The organism is Actinopolyspora mortivallis (assembly GCF_003001495.1).
In the GTDB taxonomy this organism is placed as follows: domain Bacteria; phylum Actinomycetota; class Actinomycetes; order Mycobacteriales; family Pseudonocardiaceae; genus Actinopolyspora; species Actinopolyspora mortivallis_A.
In genome coordinates, this window is the sequence record NZ_PVSR01000010.1 from 1 (window position 1) to 25,374 (window position 25,374).

Sequence of the window (25,374 nt, forward strand, 5' to 3'; positions counted from 1 at the left end):
GCCTCGGGGGTCACCGGGCTCCGAGCTCGCGCAGCAGCGGGGACAGCGCCTCCACCAGTTCGGCCGCCCCCGAACTCGCCTCCACAGTGGACGAGGAGCCCGGTTCCGCGACCTGGAACTCGGCCACCTCCAGGCCCACCGGTTCGCGGTCGGCGAGCAGCTCCGCGACCGCCTCCAGCTGGTCGAGGGTCATCCCGCCCGGAACCCGCTGCTCGGTGGACAGGATGCCCGGCTCCAACACGTCGCAGTCCAGGTGGAGGTAGACCGGGTGGTCCGCGAGCAGCTCCTCCAGCCGTCCCGGCATGTCCGGCCCCACCGGCACCGTGGCCACCACCCCGTCGTCGAGCAGCCGTTGTTCCGGCGGGTCGGGATCGCGGACGCCACCGAGCACCACGTTGTCGGCGGGCAGTCCCGCCCCCAGTCCCGAGTCCCACATCCCCGTGGCCCCGGCCAGCGCCATGCCTCCGAGATAGCCGGTCGCGGACGTGGCCGGGGTGTTGAGGTCGGGGTGGGCGTCCAACCACACCACCCGCACGTCGGGACGGTGGCGGACGAGCACGGGCAGGGTGGCCAGGGCGGCGGCGCACCTGTTCATCGCCGTGACCGGGGTCAGCCCCGCGTCCAGCAGTTCCTCGTAGCGGCAGGCCAACCGGCGCAGCTCGGGGGAGGCCGCGGCCAGCTCGGTCTCCCAGGAGGTGTTCAGCACCGGCCTGGACTGTCCGATAAGGACCGAGTTTTGCCCGGTGTGCCGGGCCAGTTCGGAGCCGAGCACCCGAGCTCCGAGCATTCCGCGCTCGTTGCGGTCCCCGGCTCGTCCCCGGAACACGGTCAGTGCGGACGTCGCCCCGCGCGCCATCGGCCCTCCCGACGAAAAAACGTTCGACTCCCCGACAACGCGCGGCCTGTCGCTTCCTCCGCCTCACGTCACCCGGTCACCGCGCGGGCAACCCGAGCAGCCGCTCGGTCAGGGTCACGAGATCGTCGGCGGTGGCGTCGGCCGGGGTGAACACGTCGCCGTACTCGCCTTCCAACCTACTGCACCAGCCGGCGGAACATCCGGCCCGCTTGGCCCCGTGGCAGTCCCAGGCGTGCACCGCGACCAGCGCCATGTCACGCGGCGCCACTCCCAGCCGGTACGCCGTCGCCCGGTAGATCGCCGGAGCGGGTTTCCAGAGCCCGGCCTGCTCGGCCGTGACCACCTGGTCGACATGCCGCGCCAGGCCCGCCCGCTCCAGGAAGTTCGCGGTGGCCTCCGGATCCCCCACGGTGAGGCAGCCGACGCGGACGCCCTCCTCGGACAGCCTCCGCAGGGCGGGTTCGGCGTCGGGATGGGCGGGCATCTCGGCGAAGCCGTCGAGCACGTACTCGACGTCCTGCTCGCTGGCGGTGTGTCCGGTGTCGGTGCGCAGTGCCTGGCGCGCCACGTCGCGAAACGCGCCGAAGTCCCCGCTGAGCCCCAGCGCCATCGAGTCGCGCTGGAAACGCATGAACCACGCCTGCAACAGCTCCGGGGGTTGGCCGATCTCGGAGAGCCGGGCACGTAACGGTTCGATGGTGAGCAGTGTCTCGAGGACGTCGAAGGCAACGGCGCGCGGTCGGGTGCTCGTCATGGTCTCTCCCTCTCGTGTCGGAGTCCGTACGGCGCTACACTGGGAATACTTACCGGTTTGTATAGTCGACTCGAAGGATAGCGGACCTCCTGCCATGAACACCACCACGGGTGAACGCGGCCCCACCGCGGACCGGATCCTGCACGCCGCCTCCCGGCTGTTCTACGAACACGGGATCCGCGCGACCGGGGTGAACGCCGTCGCGAAACAGGCCGGGGTCACCAAGGTGACCCTGTACGCGCACTTCGGCTCCAAGGACGGGTTGGTCACCGAACACCTGCGGGCCCGCGACCGCGCCTGGCGCGCCACCCTGGCCCGGTACCTGGTCCACCGAACCACCCCGGAACAACGGCTCTCCGGGATGTTCGAGGCCTACGAGCAGTGGACCGTGGTCGACCGGTTCCGCGGATGCGGTTTCGTCAACGCCGCCGTGGAGCTGACCGAACCACTGCACCCGGGCAGGGAGATCATCGAGGAGCACAAGGAGGGCATCCGCACGGAACTGCGGGAGATCGCCGAGGCCGCCGGATGCGCGAACGCCGACGAGGTGACCGAGGAGTGGTTCCTGCTGCTGGAGGGAGCGGTGGTGCGCTGCACCCTGCGCCACGACGTGCTGCCGCTGCGACAGGCCCACGAGGCGGCCCGGAGACTGCTGCCCACCGGAGAAACCGGCTGAGCGGAGGTTTCCCAACCACCGGAGGCGGGGCGCACACGCAACGGGCGAGGCGGCGGGAGAGGACCGGATCCGCCGATTCCGACCCGATCCCCGACACCGTCCGAGGCACGATTCACCGGCTCACTCCGCCTGCTCAAGCGCGTCGAGCGACGTCCGCAGCATGCGGTACGTCGCTTCACGCGCGCCGGTCACGTCGTGGGCGCGGATGGCGTCGACAACGTTCCGGTGTGACTCGTGACCGCAGGTGGGAAGGTCGACATCGGCGTGGACCCGGTACAGCCCCTCCCGCAGCCGAACGAGAAAGTACCGGTACAGCTCGCTCAGCACCGGATTACGAGCCACGGTGACGATGGTCAAGTGGAACTGGGAGTCCTCGAGGGCGAAGCGCTGTGAGTCGCTGTCGTTCTCGGCCGAGTCACGACGTCGCAGGGCTTGTTCCAGTTCGGCGAGATCGTCCTCGGTGCGGCGGGCGGCGGCCATCCCGGCCGCCTGCACGTCGTAGGCCATCTGGACCTCGAAGATGTCACGGATCTCGGCTTGGTCGATCCCGTTCAGCATGGCGGCCGGGCTGGCACTGCTGCGGACGAAGGTTCCCGCTCCGTGGCGCACTTCCAGCATCCCCATACGCGCCAGCTCACGGATCGCCTCGCGCACCACCGGTCGCGACACGCGCAGCTGTTCGGCCAGCATCACTTCACCGGGGATCTTCGACCCCACCGGCCACCGACCGCTGTGCAGCTCGTCGTACAGCTGAGCCGTGACCTTCTCCGACGTCGAACTGCCCCCGACGGCTTCGAGCGCCATGACTTCCTCCTCACTTCGCCGGACCCGTTCAGCGTAAGTCACCTAGTGGTCAGAGGACAGTTGTTAGACATGTGTCCTGTCGTGTGCCATCCTCCGGGGCGTCACCACGACAAGCAGGATCCCGGTTCGGGCCACCACGGGAGACGTCGGCCCCGCCCGATCGCGACGACCACGGAAACCCGGAGAGGCAGAAACCGCTGCCCCTCCCGAACGCGTGAACTGGACAGTTCGGTGAACAGCACGGGAAACGAAACAATCACGAACAGGGCGGGCTCGCCCCCGACCAGCGACCGACTCCCCGTGGGGAAACTGTTGGCGTTCACGCTGGGTGGATTTCTGGCCATCGTGACCGAGACGATGCCCGCGGGACTGCTGCCCCAGATCGCACACGGGCTCGACATTCCGGCCGAGTTGGCGGGCCAACTGATCACGGTGTACGCGATCGGTTCGGTGGTGGCCGCGGTCCCCGTCATCGCCGCGACCCGGGGGGTGTCCCGCCGCCCCCTGCTGTTGTGCGCCGTGGGTGGACTGTTCGTCTTCAACATGGTCACGGCGTTGTCGAGCGTCTACGGAGTGGTCCTGCTCGCCCGGTTCGCCGCCGGCATGGCGGCCGGTGTCGTCTGGGGGCTGCTGGCCGACTACAGCCGACGGCTGGTCTCCGAGCATCTCCAGGGCCGGGCGCTGGCGCTGGTCAGCGTTGGCCAACCAGTCGCACTCACCTGCGGAGTTCCCCTCGGTACATGGCTCGGCTCGTTGTTCGACTGGCGCGGCGTGTTCTGGATCATGTCCGGACTCGCGGCGGGGCTGTTGGTCTGGATCCGCGCACTGGTGCCCAACCTGCCCGGCCAGGCCGCTCAGAAACGCCTCCCGTTGCACAGGGTCTTCGTCACACCGGGGGTCCGTCCGGTGCTGTGTGTGGTGTTCCTGTGGATCCTGGCGCACAACATCCTCTACACCTACGTCGCTCCCTTCCTCAACAGCGCTCATCTGGGCGGACATGTCGATGTGATGCTGTTCGTCTTCGGGGCTTCGGCCATCGTCGGAATCTGGGCGACGGGCATGCTCGTCGACCCCAGACTGCGTCTGACAACGCTGGTGAGCCTGGCAGGATTCGCGTTCGCGGCCCTGGTTCTCGGGATCGCCGGTCAGGTACCTGCCGCAGTGACGGCAGGCATCGTCGTCTGGGGCGTGACTTTCGGCGGGGCCCCCACACTGCTGCAAACCGCGAACGCCGACGCGGCCGGTGACGGCGCCGACGTCGCGCAGTCGATGTTCGTCACCGTCTTCAACCTCGCCGTCGCCGGTGGCGGCGTGCTCGGCGGACTGTTGGTGAGAACGGCAGGTGCTTCCGCCCTCCCGTGGGCCTTGTTCGTGTTGGCGGCCCTGGCGCTCGCCACAACCGCGTTCGCGCGCGAGCACGGTTTCACACCCGGCCACCGCACCACGCACAGCTGAACGGCGACCAAGAACGCGTCCTGACACGGCCGACCGAGTCAGGCGTCCACAACGGACCCGTACGGTCACGACCTCCGTACGCCGTGACGGCGGTGGTGCGGACGCGACGGTTCGTCGCGCTGCTCCACCGCCCCCGTGCGGAAAACACCGTGCTCGTTCGGTCGCTCCTTCTCCGTCCGGCGAACACCGAGCCGCTTCCGGCCGGGTCCCCGGAGAATCCTGTTCGCCGACGACCGTCGAGAACGGGAAGAACGGGAAAAGAATTCACTCTTAAGTCCGACGCAGCTCACTCCTCCGAGTCATACGCTTCCCAGCACTTCGCGGGGCCAGACCCGACGTCGCGCGGACACGGAAGGGGCTCGCATGTCGATCCGTGACACCCGTTCGTCCCACTGCCCCACTCCCTCGAACCCACCACCCCCACTGGTCGGACGCGCCGAGGAACTCCACACCCTCGTCGAGTTCGCCACCGCCCCACCAGCAGTGGTGCTGCTGGAGGGGGAAGCCGGGGTCGGCAAGACCCGCCTCGTGCACGAAACGCTGCGGGCCCCGGAGATCCACCACCACAACAGGACCGTCGGCGCGTGCCGGCCGCCCCGCGAACCCTTCCCCTACGGCCCGGTCCTGGACGCCCTCCGCTCCCTCGGCCCCCTGAACCCTCCGACCCCGTTGAACCCGGTGACCGGCGCCCTGCGCCCGCTGCTTCCCGAACTCGACGCCTGGCTGCCCCCCGCCCCCGAACGACTCGGTGACCCGGCCGCGGAACGGCACCGCGTGTTCCGGGGGATACACGCCCTGCTCCAGGCACTCGGCCCGGTCGTGCTGGTGGTCGAGGACCTGCACTGGTCCGACGAGCACACCGCCGAACTGCTGCGCTTCCTCGCCCACACCCCGCCGACGAATCTCGTCCTCGTGCTGACCTACCGCGGCGAAGAACTGCACGGTCCCCCACTCGGGGTCGCCTACCGTCCTCCGTGGAACACACGCGGCACCGTGCTGAGTCTGCGACCACTCACCACCGAACAGGTCGGGGCGCTGGCCGCCCACGTGCTGGGAACCGACAGCGTCTCCCCCGAACTCGCCCGGAAGCTGCACACCCAGACCGCCGGCATTCCCTTCGTCCTGGAGGAAACCCTGCGGGAGGTCGAGGGGACGGCACCTCCCGACGCCCTCCCCCGAGACCGCCACCCCTCCGAGGGCCACGTCGAGGTCCCGGCACTGCTGCACGACTCCCTGCTGGAGCGCATGGCCCTGCTTCCCGGGGACGCCCTGCGTCTCGTCAAAGCCGCCGCCGTGCTGGACGAACCGGCCGACGCGCGCACGCTCGGACGGATGGCCGAGGTCACCACGGCCGAACGCGAACTCGTCCACGCGTTGCGGGCCAACGTGCTCTACGAAACCCCGGACGGGACCTACACGTTCCGCCACCATCTGGCCCACCGCACCGTCTACAGCGGCCTCACCGGCCCGGAACGGACCGAGCTGCACGAGAGGGCCCTGCGTCAGCTGGCCGACCGCGAGCCGCAGCCGCTGGCCCGGCTGGCCCTGCACAGCAGGGCCAGTGGACGTGTCCGGGACTGGCTGCGCTACGGCGAGGCCGCCGCCGACCGGGCCAGTTCCGAAGGGGACACGGGCACCGCCGTGGAACTGCTCACCGAGATGCTCTCCGCCACCACTCCCTCCCCGCGCACGCTGGAACGTCTCGCGGTCAAGTACGGCCACCTCGCCCCCGAGGAACCACACCGCCCCGGCACGACGGTGGTGCTGGAGAAACTGCTCGCCTCCCCGGTGTTGTCCCGATCCGCCCGGGGGCGGGTACGCCTCGGGCACGGAAAGATCCTGCTGCGCACCGGCTCCCTGCACGCGGCACGCTGCGAACTGGAACTGGCAGTGCGTGAGCTGCACGAACACCCCGAGCACGCCGTCGAGGGCATGTTCGCCCTCTCCCACGTCCACCCGTCCACCACGTGCGCCGGGGAGGGACGTCGTTGGTTGGAGCGGGCCGGACAGAGCCTCGCCGAGCTCCACGAAACTCCCGGGGTCGCCGGTGTCCCGACCGAGATGCCGGCTGCCCTGCTGTACCACGGCGAGCCGGCGGACGAGTGGATCGACCTGCTCGACAGGACCACACGCAGCACCGCCGAACACCACGCGGCGGCGCTGGCACACGCCCGGAACGCGGAGGTGCTGCTCTTCCTCGGGCAGTACCACCGCTGCGCGGAACAGCTGTGGAAGTCGCGCGCACACGCCCGGAACCACCCGAGGAGGACCTTTCTGGACAGTGTGCTGGACGCGGTCGAGATCGGACTGCGCTGGTTCACCGGACGGTGGGAGGGGCTGGCGGAACAGGCGAGCGAACTGCTGCGGGACAGCCCACGGGAACACCCCCCGGCCGCCCAGGCCTCGCTGGTTCTCGGGCTGCTCGCCACCGCCCGCGCGGACTGGAGACGGGCCGAACACTTCCTCGGCCCCGCCCGGGTGCAACCGCCGGACGGGGCCGTCACCCCCGTCATGCTCACCGCCTGTGCCGCCCGAGCGCGCATGTGGCTGTCCCGGCAAGACCTTCCGGAGGCGACACGGGAGACCGATCGCGCACTGGCCCTGGTGGAGGACAAGGAGGCATGGGTCTGGGCCTGCGACCTCCTTCCCGTGGCGGTCGAGGCCCACACCAGGGTCGGCGACCTTCGGCGGGCCCGAGCAGTGGTCGAACGCTTCCGCGCCGCGACCTCCGCCCGGTCCTCCCCGCTCTTCTCCGCCGCCGCTGCCGCCGCCGAGGCGGTGATCCACGAGGCACGCGACGAGATCCACCCGGCGGTCGAACGCTGGAGAACCGCCCATCGTCGTTACGGCGCGCTGCCCCGGCCGTACAGCGCCGCGCTCGCCGCGGAAAGGCTCGTGCGGCACTCCCCGGAGGGCCTGGGAACCCCCACCACGGGCATGGTGGAGACGGTTCGGGTCCTCGAACGGCTCGGAGCCACCGGGGACGCCGCCCGTTGCAGGCACCTGTGGCGTGCCCGGGGCAGCGGCACCCTGCCACGACGGGGGCGGAGGGGCTACGGAGACCGGCTCTCCCCTCGGGAACAGGAGATCGTCGAACTCGCGGCCCGGGGCCACACCAACCGGGAGATAGCCGCGAACCTGTTCCTGTCCCCCCGCACCGTGGAACAGCACGTGGCCAGGGCGATCCGCAAACTCGGGCTGCGGAACCGTACCGAGCTGCTGCGCGACGACGACGCCCGGACGTAGGTGGCGCACGGAGGACGAGTCCGTCGCGGAGCAGGACGGTGATCCGGAGACCCTCCGTCCGCGAGCGGACGGGCTCTCACATCGGTTCGGCCACCGGCTCGCTGACGCGTTCGTTGTTCTCCGATGTCCGGCGCTGTGCGGCGTAGGCTCCCAACAGGACGAGTACTCCGCCCACGATCTGCACGGCACCGAGGTGTTCGCTCAGCAACCACCATGCCAGCACGGTGGCCACCACGGGTTCCAGATAGGCGATCGCTCCGGCTACGGGGGCGGACAGCTTACGGACGGCCAGGATCCCGGTCAGGTACGCGAACACACAGCTGAACAGCACGATCCATCCCACGCCGAACAGGGCGGGCACCGCCTGACCGGCCAGTTCGATCCGTCCCCCGAGAACCGACCAGTCGATCGTCCACGGAGCGACGACGGCAGTGATCACCCCTGTCGCGATCAGGAGGCCGTAGGAGGCCAACGCGCGCGGATCCACCTCGCCGCCGGTGTCGGCCAGCAGGAAGAACGCGGCCTGGCAACAGGCGGCCCCGAAAGCGAGCAGTATCCCGACGGGGTCCAGGGTCAAACCGGCCCAGACCTCGACCACCGCGGCCAAACCGACCACGGCGATCACCACCCCGACAGCAGAGCTCCTGGCGACGGGTCTGCGTCGCACGAACCTGGTCCATCCCAGAACCAGCACCGGCGCCAGGAACTCGATGAGCAGGGCGACCCCGACCGGAATCTTGGCGACCGCGACGAAGTAGAACCCCTGCACCCCCGCGATGGCGATCAGACCGTACCCGAGCAGAAGCCTCGGAGCCCGGCGCGGGATGTCGAAGTGTCGGATCGCGAAAGGAAGCATCAACAGCGCCCCTCCCGCCAATCGCAGCCAGGTGACCTGCAACGGCCCCAGACCCGCGTTGATCAGCGCCTTGGCGACCGGCCCCGAGCCACCGAAGCAGAAGGCCGAGGCCACCGCCATGATCACCCCGACGGTCCTGGGACTGTAGGTCCTCGCCGGAAGGCCACCGCCCGCCGCGTGTTCGCGTGAGTCAGCCCGCACGTCCACTCTTCCTTTTCCCGTGTCCCCACACTCTCCGCCTTCGTCTGTCACCTTCCCCCGGGGGAATACACTCATAAAAAAACCAACCAAGTGGTTTGTCAAGAGTTCGGCGACTGTCGCAGCGCTTCGACCCGCTCTCGCTCGCTCCCACTACGCGAACCGTCGAAATCTCCCAAATCCAAGGGAAAGCCGAACAGCTTGACCCGAACCCCACGGACTACAGGAACCAGCGAGAACATCAAAACAAACCGAACGGTTTTTGGTGGATCAGCACCACCCTGCTACACTCCATGGCTTTCGAACACCGCCCCGAGCAGAACGGGCGCAGGCCCCACGACACGTGTGAACGGAGGGCCCTCGGGAGGGCCCTCCGTTCGTCCGGTCACTCAGTGCCCGTCAGGCTTCAGGCGAAGCAGTACACGCTGCCGAAGTCGTAGCACTGGATCTGGTGGGTGGTGGAGTCGGTGGCTCCCTCGTCGTCGGTCACCGTCAGAGTGGCGGTGTACTGACCACCGGCGTAGTCGTGGGTGACCGTGCTTCCGGTGGCGGTGGCACCGTCACCGAAGTCCCAGGCGTAGCTCGCGATCGAGCCGTCGGAGTCGGTCGACCCGCTGGCGTCGAACTCACAGCCGTAGCCGCAGTTCACGGTGAAGGAGGCCTGCGGAGCGTTGTTGCCGGGGTTCTCCGGATCGTCACCGCTTCCCTCACCGACGTACAGCAGCTTGTTCGGCGAGCCGGCACCGATACCCGAGATCTTGCCGGAGCTGGCGTTGTTCACCAACGTGTCACGTACCTGTGCCGGCGAGGCCGAGGGAGTGTCGGCCAGCACCAGCGCGGCCGCTCCGGTCACGTGCGGGGCGGCCATGGAGGTCCCGCTGATCGTGTTGGTGTCGCTGTCACTGCCGATCCAGGCCGAGGTGATGTTACTGCCGGGGGCGTAGATGTCCAGACAGCTGCCGTAGTTGGAGTAGCTCGCCTCGCCGTCCTGGCGGTTGGTGGCGCCCACGGTCACCGCTTCCTCGACCCTGGCGGGGGAGTAGTTGCAGGCGTCGGCGCTCGAATTCCCGGCGGCGATCCCGTAGGTCACCCCGGAGGAGATCGAGTTCCGCACCGCGTCGTCCACCGCGCTGCTGGTCGAACCACCGAGACTCATGTTCGCGACCGAAGGACCGTCGGCGTTCTGGGTCACCCAGTCGATACCGTCGATCACCCCGGCGTAGGAACCGCTTCCCTGGCAGTCCAACACCCGGACACCGACGAGGTCGACGTCCTTGGCCACGCCGTACTCGGCTCCGCCGACGGTGCCCGCCACGTGCGTGCCGTGGCCGTTGCAGTCGTTGGCCACGGAGTCGTTGTCGACGAAGTCGTAACCGTGGCTCGCCCTGCCCTCGAAGGTGTTGTGACTGACCCGGACACCGGTGTCGATCACATAGGCGGTCACACCGCTGCCCTCGTTCGGGTAGGTGTAGGAACCGTCCAACGGCAGGTCCCGCTGGTCGATACGGTCCAGACCGTACGACGGCGGATCCTGCTGGGTGCCGAAGGCATGGACCCGCTGGTTCTGTTCGACGTACTTCACCCGCGAGTCGGCCGCCAGCCGTTCGGCGGCGTTCTCGTTCATGGACACGGAGAAACCACGCAGTGCGGTCTCGTAGGTCCGCTCGACGCTGCCCCCGTAACGCTGGGCCAGGTCGGTCGCCGCCGCGCTCACTCCACCGGGGCCGTTGGCCGCGGCGTCCTCGAACACGACGATGTAGTTGTCGGCGATGGCCGCCTGGGCGTCGGCCTTCCGGATCTCACCCTCCGCTGCCTGCGCGGGTAGCGCGGTGGCCACACCGAAAGAGGTCGCCACGGCGGCACCGAGACACAGACTGGCGAGTCTGCTGTGCCCCCTGTTCGGGTGTTGCATCGTTCCTCCTGACGGTTACGTCACCGGGACTGGTGACGGGAACGGTTCGGTCCACCCGCGTCGGTCACCACGGGTTCTGTGACCTCGGAAAACGCGAATGAACAGTGGCCCAAACGATCCGACCGCGGGATACGGAGAACAATCCGTACACGGATAAGGGGACACACGTACGAAATGGGCCGCCCGTTCACAGAATTCCCGGACAAGGCGCCCGGAGTCACGCCGACAGCCTCGAACACCGTTCCGAACGGGAGGACGCCGCACCGGCACCGAGGACGGTGAGCTGCGAAAACCTTCCTCACGAACGTCGGAAGGAAACCACGAGAACTTCGTCCGGATCCGTTGTCAGTTTTCCCGCTCCGCGGGGCAACTGGGAAATACGGCACACGAACGACGTTCTCCGACGGAACACCGTGCGGTGGGCACCTCGCCCACCGCACAGCCTCCGCGTGGAACGCGGCGTCCAAGCTGGGGAGGAATCCACGTTCCGGGGCATGACCGGTTCACCACGGAGAGACTCCGTCAGGAATCAGTCAGTCGCCCCGGTCACCACGAGTAAAGCGAAATCACCTGCCATGCGAAAACATTTCAAATATTCTTTCGCGTACGATGCCATCAATACCTCCGTGAACGGGTTCACCGAACAGCACGAATCACCGGACACAAGAAACGAACGGTTTCAAACTAACACCACGATCAACTTTTCTCCACGGAGTTCATCCGATGGTGTCAACTAACTTCCTGAAAGAGTGAAAGCGCCCCGGAAGCGCACCGCCATCCTGGTGCGTGTTCAGAGCAGATCCCCGTATTCACCGAACCAGTAGGCCAGTTTCCCCCTCCTGCCCACGGCACGCAGCCTCCGCTCGGTCGCCTCCCGCTGGGCCGAGGTGGTCACGACCAGCAACTGGTCCCCTTCCTCCACTCTGCTCTCGGGACGGGGAACGAACACCTTCCCCCCACGGATCACCAGTGCGAGCACACTGGGTTCGGGCAACTGCAACTCCAGCACGGTGACGTAGTGCAGTCTCGATCCGGGCGGAACGGAAACCGTCAGCAACTCGGCGTCGAGCACGTCCAACGGAGCCGACTCCACCTGGACCTCCCTGGTCGCCTCCGGACGAGTGAGCCCGAGTTTCCTGGCCAGCGTCCGCAGGCTCGGTCCCTGAACCAGGGTGAGGAACAGGACGAGCACGAAGACGATGTCCACGAGGCGGTCACTGCCCCGCACCCCGGCCACCACCGGAAAGGTCGCCAACACGATCGGCACCGCCCCCCGCAGCCCCGCCCACGACAGGAAGAGCTGTTCCCGCCAGGGAAAACGGAATCCGGTCAACGAGGCGAGCACCGCCAGCGGACGGGCCACCAGCAGCAGCACCACACCGATCACGAGCGCGGACAACACCTCACGGTGCAGCTCGCTGGGGGTGACCAGCAGGCCGAGCAACACGAACAGCCCTATCTGGGCCAACCACCCCAGCCCCTCCGCGAAGGAGCGCGTCGCCGAGCGGTGGGGCAGACCGGTGTTGGCCAGCACCATCCCGGCCAGATAAGCGGCGATGAACCCGCTGGCCCCGGCTGCCCCGGCCGCCGCGAAGGACAACACCCCCAGACCGAAAATGGCGAGTGGGTACAGCCCCGAGGCCGGCAGGGCCATCCGGGGCAGTGTGAGCGAACCGATCGCCCCCACCAGCAGGCCGATCGCCGCCCCCGCCGCGAGCTGGTAGAGCAGGGAGCCGATCAGGTACCAGGGCTGCGTCTCCAGGGGAGTGGAGCTGAGCAGCACCACCAGGATGACCGTGGGAGCGTCGTTGAACCCGGACTCGGCCTCCAACAGCCCCCGGGTCCGTCGCGGGATCGGCAGCACACGCAGCACCGAGAAAACGGCAGCGGCGTCGGTGGAGGACAGGATGGCCCCCAGCAGCAGTGCCAGCTGCCAGTCGAGTCCCAGGAGCACGTGCGCTCCCAGCGCGGTCACCCCGACGCTGACACCGACCCCCAGCGTGGCCAGCACACCGGCGGGCGCGAGCAACCGCCCCACGTCGGACCACTTGGTGGTCAGTCCGCCTTCCACCAGAATGACGGCCAGCGCGGCGGTTCCCAGGTTCTGCGCGATCTGTGGGTCGTCGAGTTCCACCCCCAGCACGTCCTCGCCGAGGATCACTCCCACGGCGAGGAAGAGCAGCAGGCTGGGTAGTCCCAGTCGGGCCGCGAACCTGGTCGCGACGATGCTCGCCAGCAGAACGAGGCCGCCCGCGAACAGCGCCAGGTAGAGCTCGTCCAGGCTCATCTCGCCCCCGCTCTCGCGCGTCCCCTGTCACAGGGGCACAGCGTGCCGTCGCTCCGGACCGGGTGGGCCCCAAGTACACCAAGAGCGTCGGCCACGCGCGGACCAGAGGACGGAGGGGACCTGTCAGGACGTTACCGACTCATTTCCCGCGGGACCCCCGGGTCGGTCCTCCCGCCGAGTCCCGTGCGAGGGAACCATGAGCGAGCGGGGACGCCGGGCACTGCCCCGACTCCCCTGGCAAACACTGCTACTGATTAGTAACATCATGCGGCATGACTGCTGACTACGCCTGGGTGGCGGACGCGATGGCCCGGACCGTGCCGTGGATCTCCAAGGCGGGTATCGAGTTCCTGGAGACCGGGCCGGAAAGAATGCTGTGTGCCCTGCCCGACGTGCCGGAGCAACGCAACCACGTGGGCGGGCCGCACGCCGCCGTGATGTTCGGACTCGCCGAGACCGCCTCGGGAGCCGTCACCATGGCCGCCTTCACTCCCCTGCTGGAACGAGCCGTCCCGCTGGTGGCCAGTTCCGAGATCCGTTACAGGAAACTCGCCCGTGGCAGGCTGACGGCGGAAGCGATCCTGGGCAGGGACACCGCGGCTGTTACCGCCGAGCTGGAGTCCGGAAGCCGCCCGGAGTTCCCGGTGCACTGCACGATTCGTGACTCGGGTGAGGAGGTCACCGGGGAGGTGACCGTGAACTGGACCCTGCGCCCCCATCACGCGTGAGCCGTGTGAGCCGGGCGTTCCAGCAGTCGTGAGGACTCCGTCAGCGGCGGGATCCCCGGAGCGACCCCGTCACCTCAGCGGAGGTCACGAAGAGAGACGTACGCCCCCGGCACCGGCTGGAGCCGGACCGGGGGCGGCCCTGTCTTCGGCGTGGGTTCACGCCCCGCCGAGCAACTGTTCCCGCAGGGTCTTCTTGGAGAACTTCCCCGTGCTCGTCTTGGGCAGTTCGTCCACGAACCACACCTCGTCCGGCAGCCACCACTTGGCGACCCGTTCCCGGAGGTGGTCGTAGACCTCCTGCTCGGTCAGCCGGGCTCCCTGCTCCACGACCACACACGCCACGGGGCGCTCCGTCCAGGTGGGGTCGGGCTTGGCGATCACCGCCGCCTCGGACACCCGGGAGTCCGCCATGATGGCGTTCTCCAGCTCGACCGAGGAGATCCACTCGCCTCCGGACTTGACCAGGTCCTTCGTCCGGTCCACCAGGCTGACGAAGCCGTGCTCGTCCATCGTGGCCACGTCACCCGTGCGCAGCCATCCGTCCTCGGTGAACGCGTCCGTACCCTCGTCGCCGTAGTAGGCCGAGGCGATCCAGGGTCCGGCAGCCTGCAGCTCACCCGGGGTGGCCCCGTCCCAGGGCTGTTCCCGCCCGGTGTCCAGGTCCACGATGCGCAGCTCCACCAACGGGACCGCCTGCCCCTGGGTGGCCCGCACCCGCACCAACGACTCCGCGTCCAGTCCCTCGTGGTGGCTGCGGGGGGTGGCCGCCGAGGCCAACGGGCTGGTCTCGGTCATTCCCCAGGCCTGGGTGATGGGAATACCGATGGCCTCGCGCCAGCCCTCCGAGAGCGCGGGAGGAATCGCGGAGCCGCCGCCCACCACCACGCGCAGACTGGACAGGTCGTGGTCGCCGAGCATCGGCAGCATCCCCATCCAGATCGTGGGGACTCCCGCCGTGGAGGTCACCCGGTGTCGTTCCAGCATCCCCAGCAACGCGTCCGGCTTCATCGCCGGGCCGGGGAAGACGATCGAGGATCCGGCGAACACGGCGGCGTAGGGCAGCCCCCAGGCGTTGACGTGGAACATGGGCACCACCGGCAGGATCGTGTCCCGTTCGCTCAGGCCGACCGCGTCCACCGTCAGACTCACCAGGGAGTGCAGCACCGTGGAACGGTGCGAGTAGACCACGCCCTTCGGGTTGCCGGTGGTGCCGGAGGTGTAGCACATGGCCGCCGCCGCGTTCTCGTCGTGGACCTCGAAACGGCCCCGGAACGGCTCGGCCGCGGCCAGCAGTTCCTCGTAGTCCCGGATCCTGGGGTCGTCCGGGATCTCGGCGTCGGCGCCGTCGTCGATGACCACGAAGTAACGGACCGTGCTGAGCCTGTCCGCCAGCGGCCAGAGCATGGGCAGCAGGGAGCGATCCACGAAGATGACGTCGTCCTCGGCGTGTTCGACGATGTAGGCCACCTGGTCGGCGAACAGCCTGATGTTGAGCGTGTGCAACACCCGTCCCGTGCAGGGGACACCGAAGTACAGCTCCAGGTGGCTCTGTGTGTTCCACGCGAAGGTAGCGACCTTGGCCTCCTGCGGGATTCCGAGCTCGTCCAGCACCGTCGCGAGCCGCCGTACCCGCGCACTCCATTCGCCGAAGGTGTTGCTCACCTCACCCCGCAGGGTGGTCGTCACGATCCTCTTGTCGTGGAAGTTCCGCTCCGCCCGGTGAAAGATGTGGGGGATGGTCAGCGGACGGTCCTGCATCAATGCCTGCATATCGCGCTCTCTCGTTCTTCCGCGGTGCCAGCCGCCTGGAGTCGAACCGACACAGACCGAACCCGGAACCTGTGACGACGGACACACAACTTGTATCAACCGATCGGGGGTATTGGCACTAGGCCGCAGGTCCACTCGTACGGGGGAATCGTTGTGCACGCAACACAAGGAACAGTCCGTGCTCGCCCGTCCTCACCAACGAGTCCGCATCCGCAGGGCGTACAGCGCCAGCCGGAGCCACACGGTCTCCTCCACCCCGCTGACCGGCCTGCCCAGCAGTCCCTCCAGCCGGTGCAACCTGTTCAGCACGGTGTTGCGGTGGCAGTAGAGGCGGGCGGCCGTCCGCTTGGCCGAGCAGTCGGAGTCCAACCAGCTCTCCAACGTGTCCAGCAGCGGTTCACGTTCCGTCGCGGGCAGCCGCAGCACCGGTCCGAGAGCACGCTCCACCAGCCGCTCGGCCAGTTCGGGACACCGAACCAGCACGGCCCGGGGAAGTCTGTCGTCCAACCAGGCCGTCCCCGTGTCCCCGGGTGGGAGAGTGCGCAGCGCCAGCACGGCCAGTTCCCGCGCCCAGGGGATGGAACCACCCCGACAGACCGTGGGCGAGAGGCCCATCCCGCAGGGCAGTACCGACCGCAGCGCCCCGGGGACCTCCTCGACGCGGTGATGTTCCGTCGAGACGAGCCCCACCAGCATCCCGGCCTGGGCCTGCCACACCGACGACATGCCGCACCGCTGCAACACCTGCTCCGGGGCAGGCACCTCACTCACGTCCGCCGGGATCTCGGCGGCGACCACCAGATAGGGCCCGGACACGGAGAGCCCCAGCGTACGCAGCGCGGACTCCACCGACTCGGGATCCGTGCCGCTGCCGCGCAGCAGCCCGTCGACGAGCACCTGCCGTCGCTGCTCGTCCACCCGGAGCATCTCCAGCTCGGCGTCACGGTAGGCGTTGGACACCGCCAACGAGACGGCATCCACCACGTTCCACACCGACGTCCCGACCTCCAGGAGGGTTTCCGGAGCGAATCCCGGCTCCTTGCCCGCCGTCTCCAACGCGCTGGACCAGACCACCCGCCCGCCGAGACGGAAGGAGCGCAGCACCAGGTCCAACGCCACCCGCTGACGGGCACGTCGCTCCCCGGTACGGCGGGCGGCGTCGTAGGGGTCCTCCCCTTCCGGCACCCGCTGACCCAGCAACTGCAACACCCGACGGAGATTGGCCCGACAGGAGTCACGCAGATCGGACTCGCTGACTCGTTGTGCCTCGTAGTACTCGGGGTTCTCCACGATGATGTCGCCGACCAGACGGTCCGTGACGGATTCCAGGTCGGCGAGGGTGGCACGGGCCAGCCGGGCGGCCGCCTCCGAATCACCCGGACCGGCGCGGGAGTCACCGGCGCTCATGCGCCGGAAGCCTAGGACTCCCGACCGCCGCGGACAAGGCGGAGTCCGCACGGTCCCGCCCACGGAACCGGCCGGGTCCCCACCACGGGACTCCTCGGCCCGCCCGGACGAGGATCAGAAGTCCTGCGCCGACTCACCGGGCGAACCGGTGTGCATCCTCCGCAGGTGCAGCTGTCGGCTCAGCCGGATCACGGGACGAACGGCGAGCTCGATGCTTCCGACGAGGAACAGCCAGGTTCCCGTGGTGCTCGTGGACTCCCAGAAGAACAGCACGCTGCCCGCCGCGAACCACAGCGCCACGAGGATGTCGTTGACGATGCTGAGCGCCTCGTAACGCCTGCGGACCAGCAGTTCCTCGTGCCCGATCCGCAGCACCAGCGGGGTGGACGAGGAGGGATCGGAGTACTGGTTCATTCCTGTCATCCTCACACCGCGCGGAGGTTCCCCGCCGGTCTCGCGGCCGGTGTCCCCCCCGCTCGGACGAATCCTCCCCTGGGCTTCCCCGACCGGACCCGGCCTCGGGGTGATCCACGAGGTCTCCGTCCCCGCTCTTCCCGGAAACCGTGATCCGTACCTTTCCACCTCGCCGGAAAGTGTGGGGAACATTCCTCACCCTGTGGACACCGCGTCGTCGAAACACCCGTTCGGGTAAAACGCTGTTCGCGCCGAGCTTTCCGCGGGAACGAAAAAACACTCTTACGGGGTGAATCCGGCCGTTTCGCTGGCATCCGGGATCACGAATTCGCCAGCTTGGTGACGGATTCTTCGTCAGACACCGATCCCGGAAACGGGAGAAAGGAACCCTTCGATGTCGCTGCACGCACGAGTCCTCACCGCCGTGTCCCCCACGGTCCTCCGACGCGGAGCCCGGCCCCGACCGAGGATGCGCAGAACGTTTCCCTCGCTCGTGCTGGCGCTGCTCGCCGCCGGGGCGGGGCATCCGGCCACGGCGGACCCGGACACACCCGAACGCGCACCCTGTGAGGCGGGGGTGTTCTGCGCCTGGTCCGAGTACGAGTACGCGGGGAAAACCCACTCCGCCGACCTGCGCACGACCAACATGGAGGAATGCGTTCCGCTGGACGGCGAGCTGCGAGCACGTTCCTTCGTCAACCGCATGAACCGTCCGGTCACCGTCTACCAGGACGCCCGGTGTTCCACCACCGGTGATTTCAGCACCTACCCGGAGGGCAGTTTCGTCCCTCGGGCTCCGTTCCTCGTCCGGGCGATCAAGGTGTGGAGCCACTGAGGACACTCGCTCCGGTGGGTGCGGCGCGGATCCCTCCCGGCCAGGGAACGCACGACGGGGAATGACCGTCCGACTCCTCCCACGCTCCCGCCAGACCCCGCCGCACGCACCGGCATCCGAACACCCCGATGGCCGGGAACGATTCCTCAGGAAACCAGCCGGCGGATCGACTCGTAGAGTGCACGGGCCGAGGACTCCCAGGTGTACCGGGCGGCATGGGCGTGCGCGGATTCCACCGTCTCCGCACGCAGCTCCGACTGTTCGAGACGACGGACCGCCGAAACGAAACCGGAGCTGGACTCCGGGTCGAAGAACTGTGCGTGCCCGCCCGTCACCTCCCGGAAGATGGGGATGTCACTGCACACCACCGGGGTCCGCGCGTTCATGGCCTCGATCAACGGAAGACCGAAACCCTCGTCCCTGGAGGCGGTCACCAGAGCCGCGGCCCGCCGCAGCAGGTCCCGGTAGTCCTCCTCCGCGATCCCGTTCCAGAAGACCACGTCGCCTCCCGGGGGCACCATCGCTCGCAGCGCACGCTCCCGGGAGGGATCGATCCTGCTCAACAGGTGGAGACGGTATCCGGGAAGCTCCCCCATGGCCGAGACGAGGGTGCCGACGTTCTTGTACGGCATGAACGAGCCCATGTACACCAGAGCGGCGGGTTCCCGCACGTCCCCGGAACGAGGCTCCGTGCGCGCGGACGCGGTGCTCGCGGGGGCCGTCTCCGTGGGAGCGTTGGGCACCACGACGACCGGACGCCGGGTCAGCCGGTGTCGCGCGATCAACCGCCTGGTGGTCTCGCTCACCGTGACCACCAGATCCGCCCTGTTGAGCAGCACCCGTTGTGGCCACCAGGCCTGGTGGAACAACCACCACACGATCCGCACCGGCAGCGGCAGGAACCCCGGCGGTTCCGGATGCCGGTAGTAGATGAGGTCGTGCAGGGTGAGCAGCAGGGCGTAGCGCCGTCGGAACCCCCCTATCACCTGCATCGGACTGAACACCACGTCGGCGCCGAGGCGGTGCAGCCTGCGCGAGAGCCACAGCTCCCGGACCGAGAACGGACTGTTGATCAGCTCGTACGGAACGCCGGAGGGCAGCAGACGAAGCTGGGCGGGATCGTGGATCAGTACGGTGACCGGATGGATCCGGTGCAACCGGTCGACCAGTCCGGCGGTGTACCGGCTTATCCCGTCCGGAAAGTCGGTCCGGGTCCAACGGGCGTCGACGAAAACCCGTCCGGGAGTCCCGTCCCGTTCCCGGCGGTTCCCCCCGGAGGCCGGGACGGGCTCGTGCGGTGGTGTGCTCACGGTTCGTCCAGAAACGTTCGGATCTCGCGGGCGGCCTCGCCGGCGGCCTCGTAGTGCACCAGGTGTCCGACCTCGTCCAGGACCCGCAGTCGTCCGGAGGGAAGACGACGCACCAGCTCGCGCTGTCGACGGAGCGGGGCGATCTCGTCCGTCTCACCGGCCACCACCAGAGTCGGTGTGCTCAACCGCGCGACGTGCTCACCCACGGAGTCCGTGATCGAGGAGCGATGGGTCTCGGCGACCAGTGCCGGACTGTGGAAGCTGCTGAAGTGTCGTAGGTGACTGTCGTGCACGAAGCGGCGCACCCGGGGGTCGCGGCTGCGGAGCAGGGCACGGCTCATGGCAAGCACGATCCCCCTGTTGGCCAGCAGCCACCTGCCCCACCGTTCGGGCATCGCCGCGGCCAGTCGGTAGTAGAGGGAGGTGACCGGAACCAACAACCGCGCCGAGCCGTGGAACTCCGAACTCGCTATCGGGTTGACCAGCACCAACCTGCGCACCAGCTCCGGAGCTTCGGCGGCCACGGCCGCCGCCACCACGGATCCGAAGGAATGCCCCAGCAGGTCCACCTCTCCCACGGAGGAGCGCAGCTGACCGAGCAACTCCACCACGGCGCGGGCGTAACCGGCGGAGTCGTGCCTGTCCGAGGTCATCGGGCCCGAGTCCCCGAAGCCGGGAAGATCCGGAACGAGCACGTCGCGTTCCGGCAGGGCCCCGGCGAGCAACTCCAGGCCGTGGTGGGTGCCCCGCAACCCGTGCAGCATGAGCAGACTGGGCGAGCGGCTCGCCTCGTCCGGCGACGGCTCGCTTCCCTCGGGACCGGACTCCTGCCGCCGGGAGCCCGGCCTCGGTGCCTCGGCCGGATAGCGCCAGACTCCGACGGCGCTTCCCCGGACGGTGACCCGGAAATCCGGGGCGTCCACGGTGTCACCCCGCCGTGTCGTCCCCTCTCGACGTCCCACGCCGGAGTGCCTCAACTCGCCATCTCGGTGTGGATCCGCACCGGATCCTCCTCCCGGCCGGGGTCGATCAGATGTCGGTAGACCGATTCGAATCGGGCCAGCACCGCGTCGATGTCGTGTGCCTCGGAGATGATGTGCTCGCTGAAGGCTCCCATGCTGTCGATGACCGAACGGTCGGCCACGATCTCGTCGATGGCCTTGGCCAGCGCGTGCACGTCACCCGGCGGATAGAGCCAGCCGTTCCGTCCGGGTCGGACCAGGTGGGGAAGCGCCATCGCGTTCGCCAGTACCACGGCCGTCCGCGCCGACATCGCCTCCATCGTGGCCAGGCTCTGCAGCTCGGCGATGCTCGGCATGCAGAACACGTCGGCCCGCGCGTAGGCCGCGAGCAGCTCCTGCTCGTCCACGAACCCGGCGAAACGCACCCGGTCCGTGATCCCCAGCTCACCGGCGAGTTCCTCCAGCGCCTCCCGTCTGCTGCCGTCCCCGATGACCTCCAGGCACACCGGTTCCTCGGTGTGCAGCAGGGACACCGCGCGCAACAGGTCCTCGACGTGCTTCTCCTCGTCGAGCCTGCCCACGAACAGCACGCTGCGATGTTCGGGGCAGGGGTGCTGCTCGCGGTACTCGGCCGCCGCGCTGCGGTACCTGTTCACGTCGATGCCGCAGGAGACCGGAAGCGCCCGCTTCTCGAACCCGTTCTCGTGGAGCAGTCGCACGGCACGGGGCGTGGGAGCCGTCACCATCGCCGCCTTGCTGTAGTGCTTGATCAGGTTTCTCCAGAGCACCCTGGAGACCAGGGACTGCAACCCACGGGGAACCCGCAGGTACCCGAAGATGTTCTCGGGCATGAAGTGGTTGGTCGCCACCAGTGGAATGCCCAGGGCCCGCGCGGCGTTGATCACTCCGCGGCCGATGAAGAAGTGGGACTGGACGTGCACCACGTCCGGACGAATCTCACGCAGCAGCCTCTTCGCGGCAGCGGAGGCGCGCCACGGGGGACACACCCGGGTGGTGGGATGCACCGGCGTGCCGTAGGAGGCGACACGGTGCACGGTGACTCCGTCCTCGACCGTGGTGTGCGACTGTCGGTCAGTGGCGTGACAGATCACGTGCACTTCGTGGCCGCGTGCGGCCAGTCCCGTCGCAAGCCGGTGGCCGAACGTGGCGGCACCGTTGACGTCGGGCGGATACATGACTGCTCCGATCACGATCCGCAGCGGCCGACCGCTTGGTTGCGAAGTCACCTGGATACTCCCGTTACGAACTGTCAATCGACGTGACCCGGCGATTGCTGCCCTCGGTCACGGTAGGGGGCACCTCGTTGTGATTGTCCGGGTGGTAACGCGCAAGCGCGAAAACTCCCGCGCAGGCGACCGCGGCACAGACCGCCTCCCCGGTGGCGGTCCACGCGCCCACCGCATCGGCCTCCCCCAGCAGACCGATTCCGAACCCGACGGCCACCAACGGGTCGATCACGGTCAGACAGGCGACGACGAGGTCGGGGGGACCGCTGGCGTAGGCGTGCTGGACCAGCCAGCCTCCGACCAGCACGGCCACCCCCATGACGAGCAACAGCCACAGCTCCACCTCGGCGAGTCGTCCGGCCGTCACCTGCTGGGACACCGCGCGCAGCAACAGCGACACCAGACCGTAGGCGACCGCACAGCCGGTGGCGTAGGCGACACAGCGCACCGGGCCGCGACTGACCAGTGCCACCGCCGCGAGCAGCAGCACGATCAGCCCGACGAGTTCGACGGCGGTCCCGGCCGCCTCCGAGCTCACCGAGGTCGGGGTGGCGCTCCGCACGGCGAGGAAGACGAACGCGGCCACCCCGCCACCGCTCATCACCACCGCCAGGATCGAGGAACGCGGCAGCGTGCTCATCCCGCCGGGACGGTCGTTCGAGTTCAACAGCACCGTGATCGGCAGCGCCAGGACACCGAGGGGCTGCACCACGCTGAGCGGGGCGAAACCCAGCGCGAGCGCGTGCAGGGCGGTACCGCTGCCCAGGCAGATCAGGCCGAACAACCAACGCGTGTTGCGCACCAGGAGCAGTTGGCTGCGTATCCCCAGTCCCCGGCCGGACATCGTGTCGTGCACGGCACCGTGCTGAAGCCGGGCCCCGAACGCGTATCCGAAGGCGGCCAGGGCCGCGAGTAGCACAGCGAACACCGTCATATCGGATCTCGCCCGCTCATCGCCGCGTCATCCGGCACCACGCGCCACCGCCGTTCCCTCGTACCGCCACCGTCGGACGGCCTTCCCTTCTCGGACTACGCACAACCCACCCTTCCGCGAGAGCCCGGAAGGCTCTCGCCACGAGCCACGCTCCTGCCCCGCTGTCTCGGCTCCCCCGCTTCTCGGGTCGGAGCGCTCGCACCGCGGGCTCACCCGAACCGCCCGCCGTACTCCGCCGCCCCTCGGATCCCCCTCCTCCCGGAGAGGCCCTTCCGGCAGGTGTGGGCGTTCACCGGTGGACAACCTCGTGTCGGTCCCGGACGGCGGTGTGCCACCGTTACGACGCCCTCGGGTTCGGGTGTTCGTGCGCACGACTGTAGAACACGAACGCCGTCCCGGTGGGCGGTTCTCCGTCCGTGAACGGTACCGGAGGGCTTCCTCCGCCCCGGCCCGAATCAGGCACGCATCACTCCGGGAGGACGCCCGAAAGGACTACAACGTGTGGACACGGTGAGTAACCCCACATTCCGCCCGGCACGGCACCGGAACCGAGCCCTCCCACGGTCCCGTGCACCACGAGCCCGGCGTATCACCCGAATACCCCGTTTTCCGGGTCCGGAGCCCGCCCCGACCGAACACCCCGGACGACGATCTCGCCCGATCCGGCACTTCGGAGACAACCCCCGGGCATCCGACACGTCCTAGAGGGAAAGAACAACCGACAGCACACGAACCGACCCCGTCCGTACGGGACACGAGAAACAGGAGGTGGCCCACGATGCCCTCCCGCCGAAGGACGACCCCGGGCCAGCGCGTGTTCGCCGCGGCCACGACGCTGCTCACCGGCGCGCTGCTCGCCGGATGCGGTCAACAGCAGCCCGATCCGGTCGACCCGGTCGAGGCCGCCGGGGAACTCGCGGACGCCTCGTCCACGAGCGCGGACCACACGAGTTCGTCGGCCACGACGAGCAGAAGAACCGACCCCCCGGAACGAACCGGAAGAACCTCACGGGACTCGACGGACTCCGCCGACACGGAAGGCGGCCACGACACCGCGCCGAGCAAGGGGGAAAGCACCTCCTCCGCGAACACCGCACAACAGCGGCCCGCCGGTGCCCGCTGCGACGGCTCGGTCCTGCGGGGCTCGATGGAGCAGGGGCGGCCGGGAGCCGGACAGCGGTACGCGACGCTGACACTGCGCAACACCGGTGACACCACGTGCACGCTGCGGGGTTACCCCGAGCTGGAACTGCTGGACTCCTCGGGCGAGGCGCTTCCCACCGAGGTGAGCCGGAACCAGGACCCGCCTCCCACGACGGTCCGGCTGGCTCCCCAGCGGACGACCTCGGCCCGGCTGCACTGGGGTGTGGTTCCGACCGGCTCCGGCCCGGAGGACTGCGAACCCGTGCCCACCAGTGTCCGGGTCACACCCCCCGAGACGGGGAAGTCGTTCCGTCTGCCCTGGAACTACGGTCGGGTGTGCGGCTCGGGGCACATCGACCTCACCGCTTTCCGGTGACTCCCGGACCACCACGACGGCTCCGTGCCCGCTGAGCGAGGAGGTTGCGTTCACCCCGCGAGCCCGGCAGCGTGAGTCCCCGGAACACGCCCGGGCCGAGGTGCCTCCCCTTGTTCGGCGGGCGAGGAGGACGCCATGGACGAACCGCCGCACGCCGCGGACCTGACCGGCAGTGACGTCCACGGACGCGACGGGGAACATCTCGGTCGCGTGGCCGAGGTCTACGTCGCGGACGCCACCCACCGGCCCGAGTGGGTGCGGGTGCGCACGGGAGTGCTGGGGACGCGGAAGACCTTCGCTCCGCTGCACGCGGCCGTGCTCCGCCGGGGTCGACTGGTCCTGTGCTGCTCCGGGAACGCGGTACGCACGGCCCCGAGGGTGGGCACCGAGCACGGTCACCTCTCGAACGCGGAGGGGGCACGGCTGTGCGCGCATTACGGCCTGCGAGCCGGGGAGTTCGTTCCGCCGCGTGTCGCGGAGTCCACGGTGGCCGCCGGCGGGAACCGGCACCGGTTCCTCCCGCGCCCCTTCGGGGGTGACCGTGTCCGGTGGACGGCGGAACACGCCTCCGGGACGCGCCGCGCCTCGGGGCACGTCCGGCCGTACTGGACAATGGGGTCGTGACGGCCGACGAATTCACCGTGGAGCTGTTGACCACTCTCGTCGTCAACGCCGCCGACGAGGAGACCGCGCTGTCGTCCTGCGCCCGGTTGCCTCAGCTGACGGGAAGTCGGATCGTGCAGTCGGCGGACTGCTCGGACGAGGAGCCGGGATGCCGTTCGGTGACCCTGGCCGGAAGCGTCTCCGTGCCCGGGGAGGGCAACCACTCCGCCGTGCTGTCGCGCACGGTCCGTACCCTGCTGCGTGCGCTCGGTCCGGGGTTCACCGGAGCCAGGGTGTGCTGCGAACCCCCGAGCGCCTGGGCCGTGGTCGACGATCCGGAGGTGGTGGGGACCCTGGTCGTGGGAGGTGAGCGTGCCCTCGTGGAGGCGTGGCTGACCCGGGCGGGTACCGACCGTGCGGAGTCCGCAGCCTCACCCAGCGCCGCCGGCCCGTTGACCGTCTCCCCGCCCGGCCCCGAGGGAACGGGCCCGCCCGGTGGGGGAGGAACCCGGCCTCGCTCCTGACTCCCGTCCGGACCGGGGATGAAAAACGGGGAACTCGCCGCACACGGCATCCTTCCGGGTGTTTCGGCGAGGCACGC

General features: G+C 68.9%; 21 protein-coding genes. 8 read left to right on the top strand and 13 right to left on the bottom strand.

What is annotated here, in order from left to right; genetic code table 11:
- Positions 1 to 10: 10 nt before the first annotated feature.
- Together CEP50_RS08675 and CEP50_RS08680 are read right to left on the bottom strand one after the other, a co-directional pair.
- The gene (locus CEP50_RS08675) at positions 11 to 856 is read right to left on the bottom strand and encodes an arginase family protein (protein WP_106113428.1); all 846 of its coding nucleotides are present in this window, start codon (positions 854 to 856) and stop codon (positions 11 to 13) included.
- Positions 857 to 932: 76 nt separating this feature from the next.
- Entirely contained in the window at positions 933 to 1,610 is a 678-nt protein-coding gene (locus CEP50_RS08680; protein ID WP_106113429.1) for a haloacid dehalogenase type II, read from the bottom strand.
- Between the two features lie 94 nt (positions 1,611 to 1,704).
- Between CEP50_RS08680 and CEP50_RS08685 the strand changes: the two genes are divergently transcribed.
- Positions 1,705 to 2,286, top strand: coding sequence for a TetR/AcrR family transcriptional regulator (locus CEP50_RS08685; protein ID WP_106113430.1), 582 nt, complete (start codon positions 1,705 to 1,707; stop codon positions 2,284 to 2,286).
- 120 nt (positions 2,287 to 2,406) lie between these two features.
- Here CEP50_RS08685 and CEP50_RS08690 read toward each other — a convergent pair whose 3' ends face one another.
- Positions 2,407 to 3,090, bottom strand: a complete 684-nt coding sequence (locus CEP50_RS08690; RefSeq protein WP_106113431.1) for a FadR/GntR family transcriptional regulator — start codon at positions 3,088 to 3,090, stop codon at positions 2,407 to 2,409.
- A gap of 231 nt (positions 3,091 to 3,321) precedes the next feature.
- On the opposite strand from CEP50_RS08690, the gene CEP50_RS08695 reads away from it, so the two are divergent.
- Both CEP50_RS08695 and CEP50_RS08700 read left to right on the top strand, forming a co-directional pair.
- Positions 3,322 to 4,545, top strand: coding sequence for an MFS transporter (locus tag CEP50_RS08695; RefSeq protein ID WP_374957090.1), 1,224 nt, complete (start codon positions 3,322 to 3,324; stop codon positions 4,543 to 4,545).
- A gap of 363 nt (positions 4,546 to 4,908) precedes the next feature.
- Positions 4,909 to 7,791, top strand: coding sequence for an ATP-binding protein (locus CEP50_RS08700; protein WP_106113433.1), 2,883 nt, complete (start codon positions 4,909 to 4,911; stop codon positions 7,789 to 7,791).
- A 76-nt stretch (positions 7,792 to 7,867) separates the two neighbouring features.
- On the opposite strand, the gene CEP50_RS08705 is transcribed toward CEP50_RS08700, so the two are convergent.
- The 3 genes from CEP50_RS08705 to CEP50_RS08715 form a co-directional block, all read right to left on the bottom strand.
- Positions 7,868 to 8,848 (bottom strand): EamA family transporter, encoded by a 981-nt coding sequence (locus CEP50_RS08705; RefSeq protein WP_181188288.1) that lies wholly within the window; start codon positions 8,846 to 8,848, stop codon positions 7,868 to 7,870.
- A 403-nt stretch (positions 8,849 to 9,251) separates the two neighbouring features.
- The gene (locus CEP50_RS08710; protein ID WP_106113434.1) at positions 9,252 to 10,757 is read right to left on the bottom strand and encodes a S8 family serine peptidase; all 1,506 of its coding nucleotides are present in this window, start codon (positions 10,755 to 10,757) and stop codon (positions 9,252 to 9,254) included.
- Between the two features lie 790 nt (positions 10,758 to 11,547).
- Positions 11,548 to 13,044, bottom strand: coding sequence for a potassium/proton antiporter (locus tag CEP50_RS08715; protein ID WP_106113435.1), 1,497 nt, complete (start codon positions 13,042 to 13,044; stop codon positions 11,548 to 11,550).
- A 272-nt stretch (positions 13,045 to 13,316) separates the two neighbouring features.
- On the opposite strand from CEP50_RS08715, the gene CEP50_RS08720 reads away from it, so the two are divergent.
- Positions 13,317 to 13,772: a DUF4442 domain-containing protein gene (locus CEP50_RS08720; protein ID WP_106113436.1), complete on the top strand. Its 456-nt coding sequence runs from the start codon at positions 13,317 to 13,319 to the stop codon at positions 13,770 to 13,772.
- A gap of 156 nt (positions 13,773 to 13,928) precedes the next feature.
- On the opposite strand, the gene CEP50_RS08725 is transcribed toward CEP50_RS08720, so the two are convergent.
- The 3 genes from CEP50_RS08725 to CEP50_RS08735 form a co-directional block, all read right to left on the bottom strand.
- The gene (locus CEP50_RS08725) at positions 13,929 to 15,542 is read right to left on the bottom strand and encodes a long-chain fatty acid--CoA ligase (protein ID WP_106113437.1); all 1,614 of its coding nucleotides are present in this window, start codon (positions 15,540 to 15,542) and stop codon (positions 13,929 to 13,931) included.
- 192 nt (positions 15,543 to 15,734) lie between these two features.
- Positions 15,735 to 16,949 carry a PucR family transcriptional regulator gene (locus tag CEP50_RS08730; RefSeq protein ID WP_106113438.1) on the bottom strand — a complete coding sequence of 405 codons (1,215 nt, stop codon included), beginning with the start codon at positions 16,947 to 16,949 and terminating at the stop codon, positions 15,735 to 15,737.
- A gap of 114 nt (positions 16,950 to 17,063) precedes the next feature.
- Positions 17,064 to 17,372 (bottom strand): YrhK family protein, encoded by a 309-nt coding sequence (locus CEP50_RS08735; protein WP_106113494.1) that lies wholly within the window; start codon positions 17,370 to 17,372, stop codon positions 17,064 to 17,066.
- 385 nt (positions 17,373 to 17,757) lie between these two features.
- Here CEP50_RS08735 and CEP50_RS08740 point away from each other — a divergent pair, with 385 nt between their 5' ends.
- Positions 17,758 to 18,198 carry a peptidase inhibitor family I36 protein gene (locus CEP50_RS08740; protein ID WP_258175067.1) on the top strand — a complete coding sequence of 147 codons (441 nt, stop codon included), beginning with the start codon at positions 17,758 to 17,760 and terminating at the stop codon, positions 18,196 to 18,198.
- 146 nt (positions 18,199 to 18,344) lie between these two features.
- On the opposite strand, the gene CEP50_RS08745 is transcribed toward CEP50_RS08740, so the two are convergent.
- From CEP50_RS08745 to CEP50_RS08760, 4 genes are all read right to left on the bottom strand, one after another.
- The gene (locus CEP50_RS08745; RefSeq protein ID WP_181188289.1) at positions 18,345 to 19,508 is read right to left on the bottom strand and encodes a glycosyltransferase family 4 protein; all 1,164 of its coding nucleotides are present in this window, start codon (positions 19,506 to 19,508) and stop codon (positions 18,345 to 18,347) included.
- Entirely contained in the window at positions 19,505 to 20,431 is a 927-nt protein-coding gene (locus CEP50_RS08750) for an alpha/beta fold hydrolase (RefSeq protein WP_258175070.1), read from the bottom strand. Before CEP50_RS08750 ends, CEP50_RS08745 begins: the two co-directional genes overlap by 4 nt.
- A gap of 50 nt (positions 20,432 to 20,481) precedes the next feature.
- On the bottom strand, positions 20,482 to 21,666 hold the full coding sequence (locus tag CEP50_RS08755; protein WP_106113440.1) for a glycosyltransferase: 1,185 nt from the start codon (positions 21,664 to 21,666) through the stop codon (positions 20,482 to 20,484).
- Between the two features lie 64 nt (positions 21,667 to 21,730).
- Positions 21,731 to 22,651, bottom strand: coding sequence for a hypothetical protein (locus tag CEP50_RS08760; RefSeq protein ID WP_106113441.1), 921 nt, complete (start codon positions 22,649 to 22,651; stop codon positions 21,731 to 21,733).
- Positions 22,652 to 23,429: 778 nt separating this feature from the next.
- On the opposite strand from CEP50_RS08760, the gene CEP50_RS08765 reads away from it, so the two are divergent.
- The 3 genes from CEP50_RS08765 to CEP50_RS08775 all read left to right on the top strand — a co-directional run bounded on the left by CEP50_RS08765 (position 23,430) and on the right by CEP50_RS08775 (position 25,297).
- Positions 23,430 to 24,170: a DUF4232 domain-containing protein gene (locus tag CEP50_RS08765; protein ID WP_106113442.1), complete on the top strand. Its 741-nt coding sequence runs from the start codon at positions 23,430 to 23,432 to the stop codon at positions 24,168 to 24,170.
- Positions 24,171 to 24,305: 135 nt separating this feature from the next.
- Positions 24,306 to 24,794, top strand: coding sequence for a PRC-barrel domain-containing protein (locus CEP50_RS08770; protein ID WP_106113443.1), 489 nt, complete (start codon positions 24,306 to 24,308; stop codon positions 24,792 to 24,794).
- Positions 24,791 to 25,297, top strand: coding sequence for a hypothetical protein (locus CEP50_RS08775; protein ID WP_106113444.1), 507 nt, complete (start codon positions 24,791 to 24,793; stop codon positions 25,295 to 25,297). The genes CEP50_RS08770 and CEP50_RS08775 overlap by 4 nt, the downstream gene beginning before the upstream one ends.
- Positions 25,298 to 25,374 lie beyond the last annotated feature (77 nt).

Bases quoted from the DNA above. Each gene is read 5' to 3' on its own strand.
- CEP50_RS08725 (WP_106113437.1), bottom strand. From the start codon at position 15,542: ATGCAGGCATTGATGCAGGACCGTCCGCTGACCATCCCCCACATCTTT.
- CEP50_RS08720 (WP_106113436.1), top strand. From the start codon at position 13,317: ATGACTGCTGACTACGCCTGGGTGGCGGACGCGATGGCCCGGACCGTG.
- CEP50_RS08675 (WP_106113428.1), bottom strand. From the start codon at position 856: ATGGCGCGCGGGGCGACGTCCGCACTGACCGTGTTCCGGGGACGAGCC.
- CEP50_RS08765 (WP_106113442.1), top strand. From the start codon at position 23,430: ATGCCCTCCCGCCGAAGGACGACCCCGGGCCAGCGCGTGTTCGCCGCG.
- CEP50_RS08735 (WP_106113494.1), bottom strand. From the start codon at position 17,372: ATGACAGGAATGAACCAGTACTCCGATCCCTCCTCGTCCACCCCGCTG.
- CEP50_RS08710 (WP_106113434.1), bottom strand. From the start codon at position 10,757: ATGCAACACCCGAACAGGGGGCACAGCAGACTCGCCAGTCTGTGTCTC.
- CEP50_RS08715 (WP_106113435.1), bottom strand. From the start codon at position 13,044: ATGAGCCTGGACGAGCTCTACCTGGCGCTGTTCGCGGGCGGCCTCGTT.
- CEP50_RS08755 (WP_106113440.1), bottom strand. From the start codon at position 21,666: ATGTATCCGCCCGACGTCAACGGTGCCGCCACGTTCGGCCACCGGCTT.
- CEP50_RS08700 (WP_106113433.1), top strand. From the start codon at position 4,909: ATGTCGATCCGTGACACCCGTTCGTCCCACTGCCCCACTCCCTCGAAC.
- CEP50_RS08680 (WP_106113429.1), bottom strand. From the start codon at position 1,610: ATGACGAGCACCCGACCGCGCGCCGTTGCCTTCGACGTCCTCGAGACA.
- CEP50_RS08730 (WP_106113438.1), bottom strand. From the start codon at position 16,949: ATGAGCGCCGGTGACTCCCGCGCCGGTCCGGGTGATTCGGAGGCGGCC.
- CEP50_RS08685 (WP_106113430.1), top strand. From the start codon at position 1,705: ATGAACACCACCACGGGTGAACGCGGCCCCACCGCGGACCGGATCCTG.
- CEP50_RS08760 (WP_106113441.1), bottom strand. From the start codon at position 22,651: ATGACGGTGTTCGCTGTGCTACTCGCGGCCCTGGCCGCCTTCGGATAC.
- CEP50_RS08690 (WP_106113431.1), bottom strand. From the start codon at position 3,090: ATGGCGCTCGAAGCCGTCGGGGGCAGTTCGACGTCGGAGAAGGTCACG.
- CEP50_RS08740 (WP_258175067.1), top strand. From the start codon at position 17,758: ATGTCGCTGCACGCACGAGTCCTCACCGCCGTGTCCCCCACGGTCCTC.
- CEP50_RS08770 (WP_106113443.1), top strand. From the start codon at position 24,306: ATGGACGAACCGCCGCACGCCGCGGACCTGACCGGCAGTGACGTCCAC.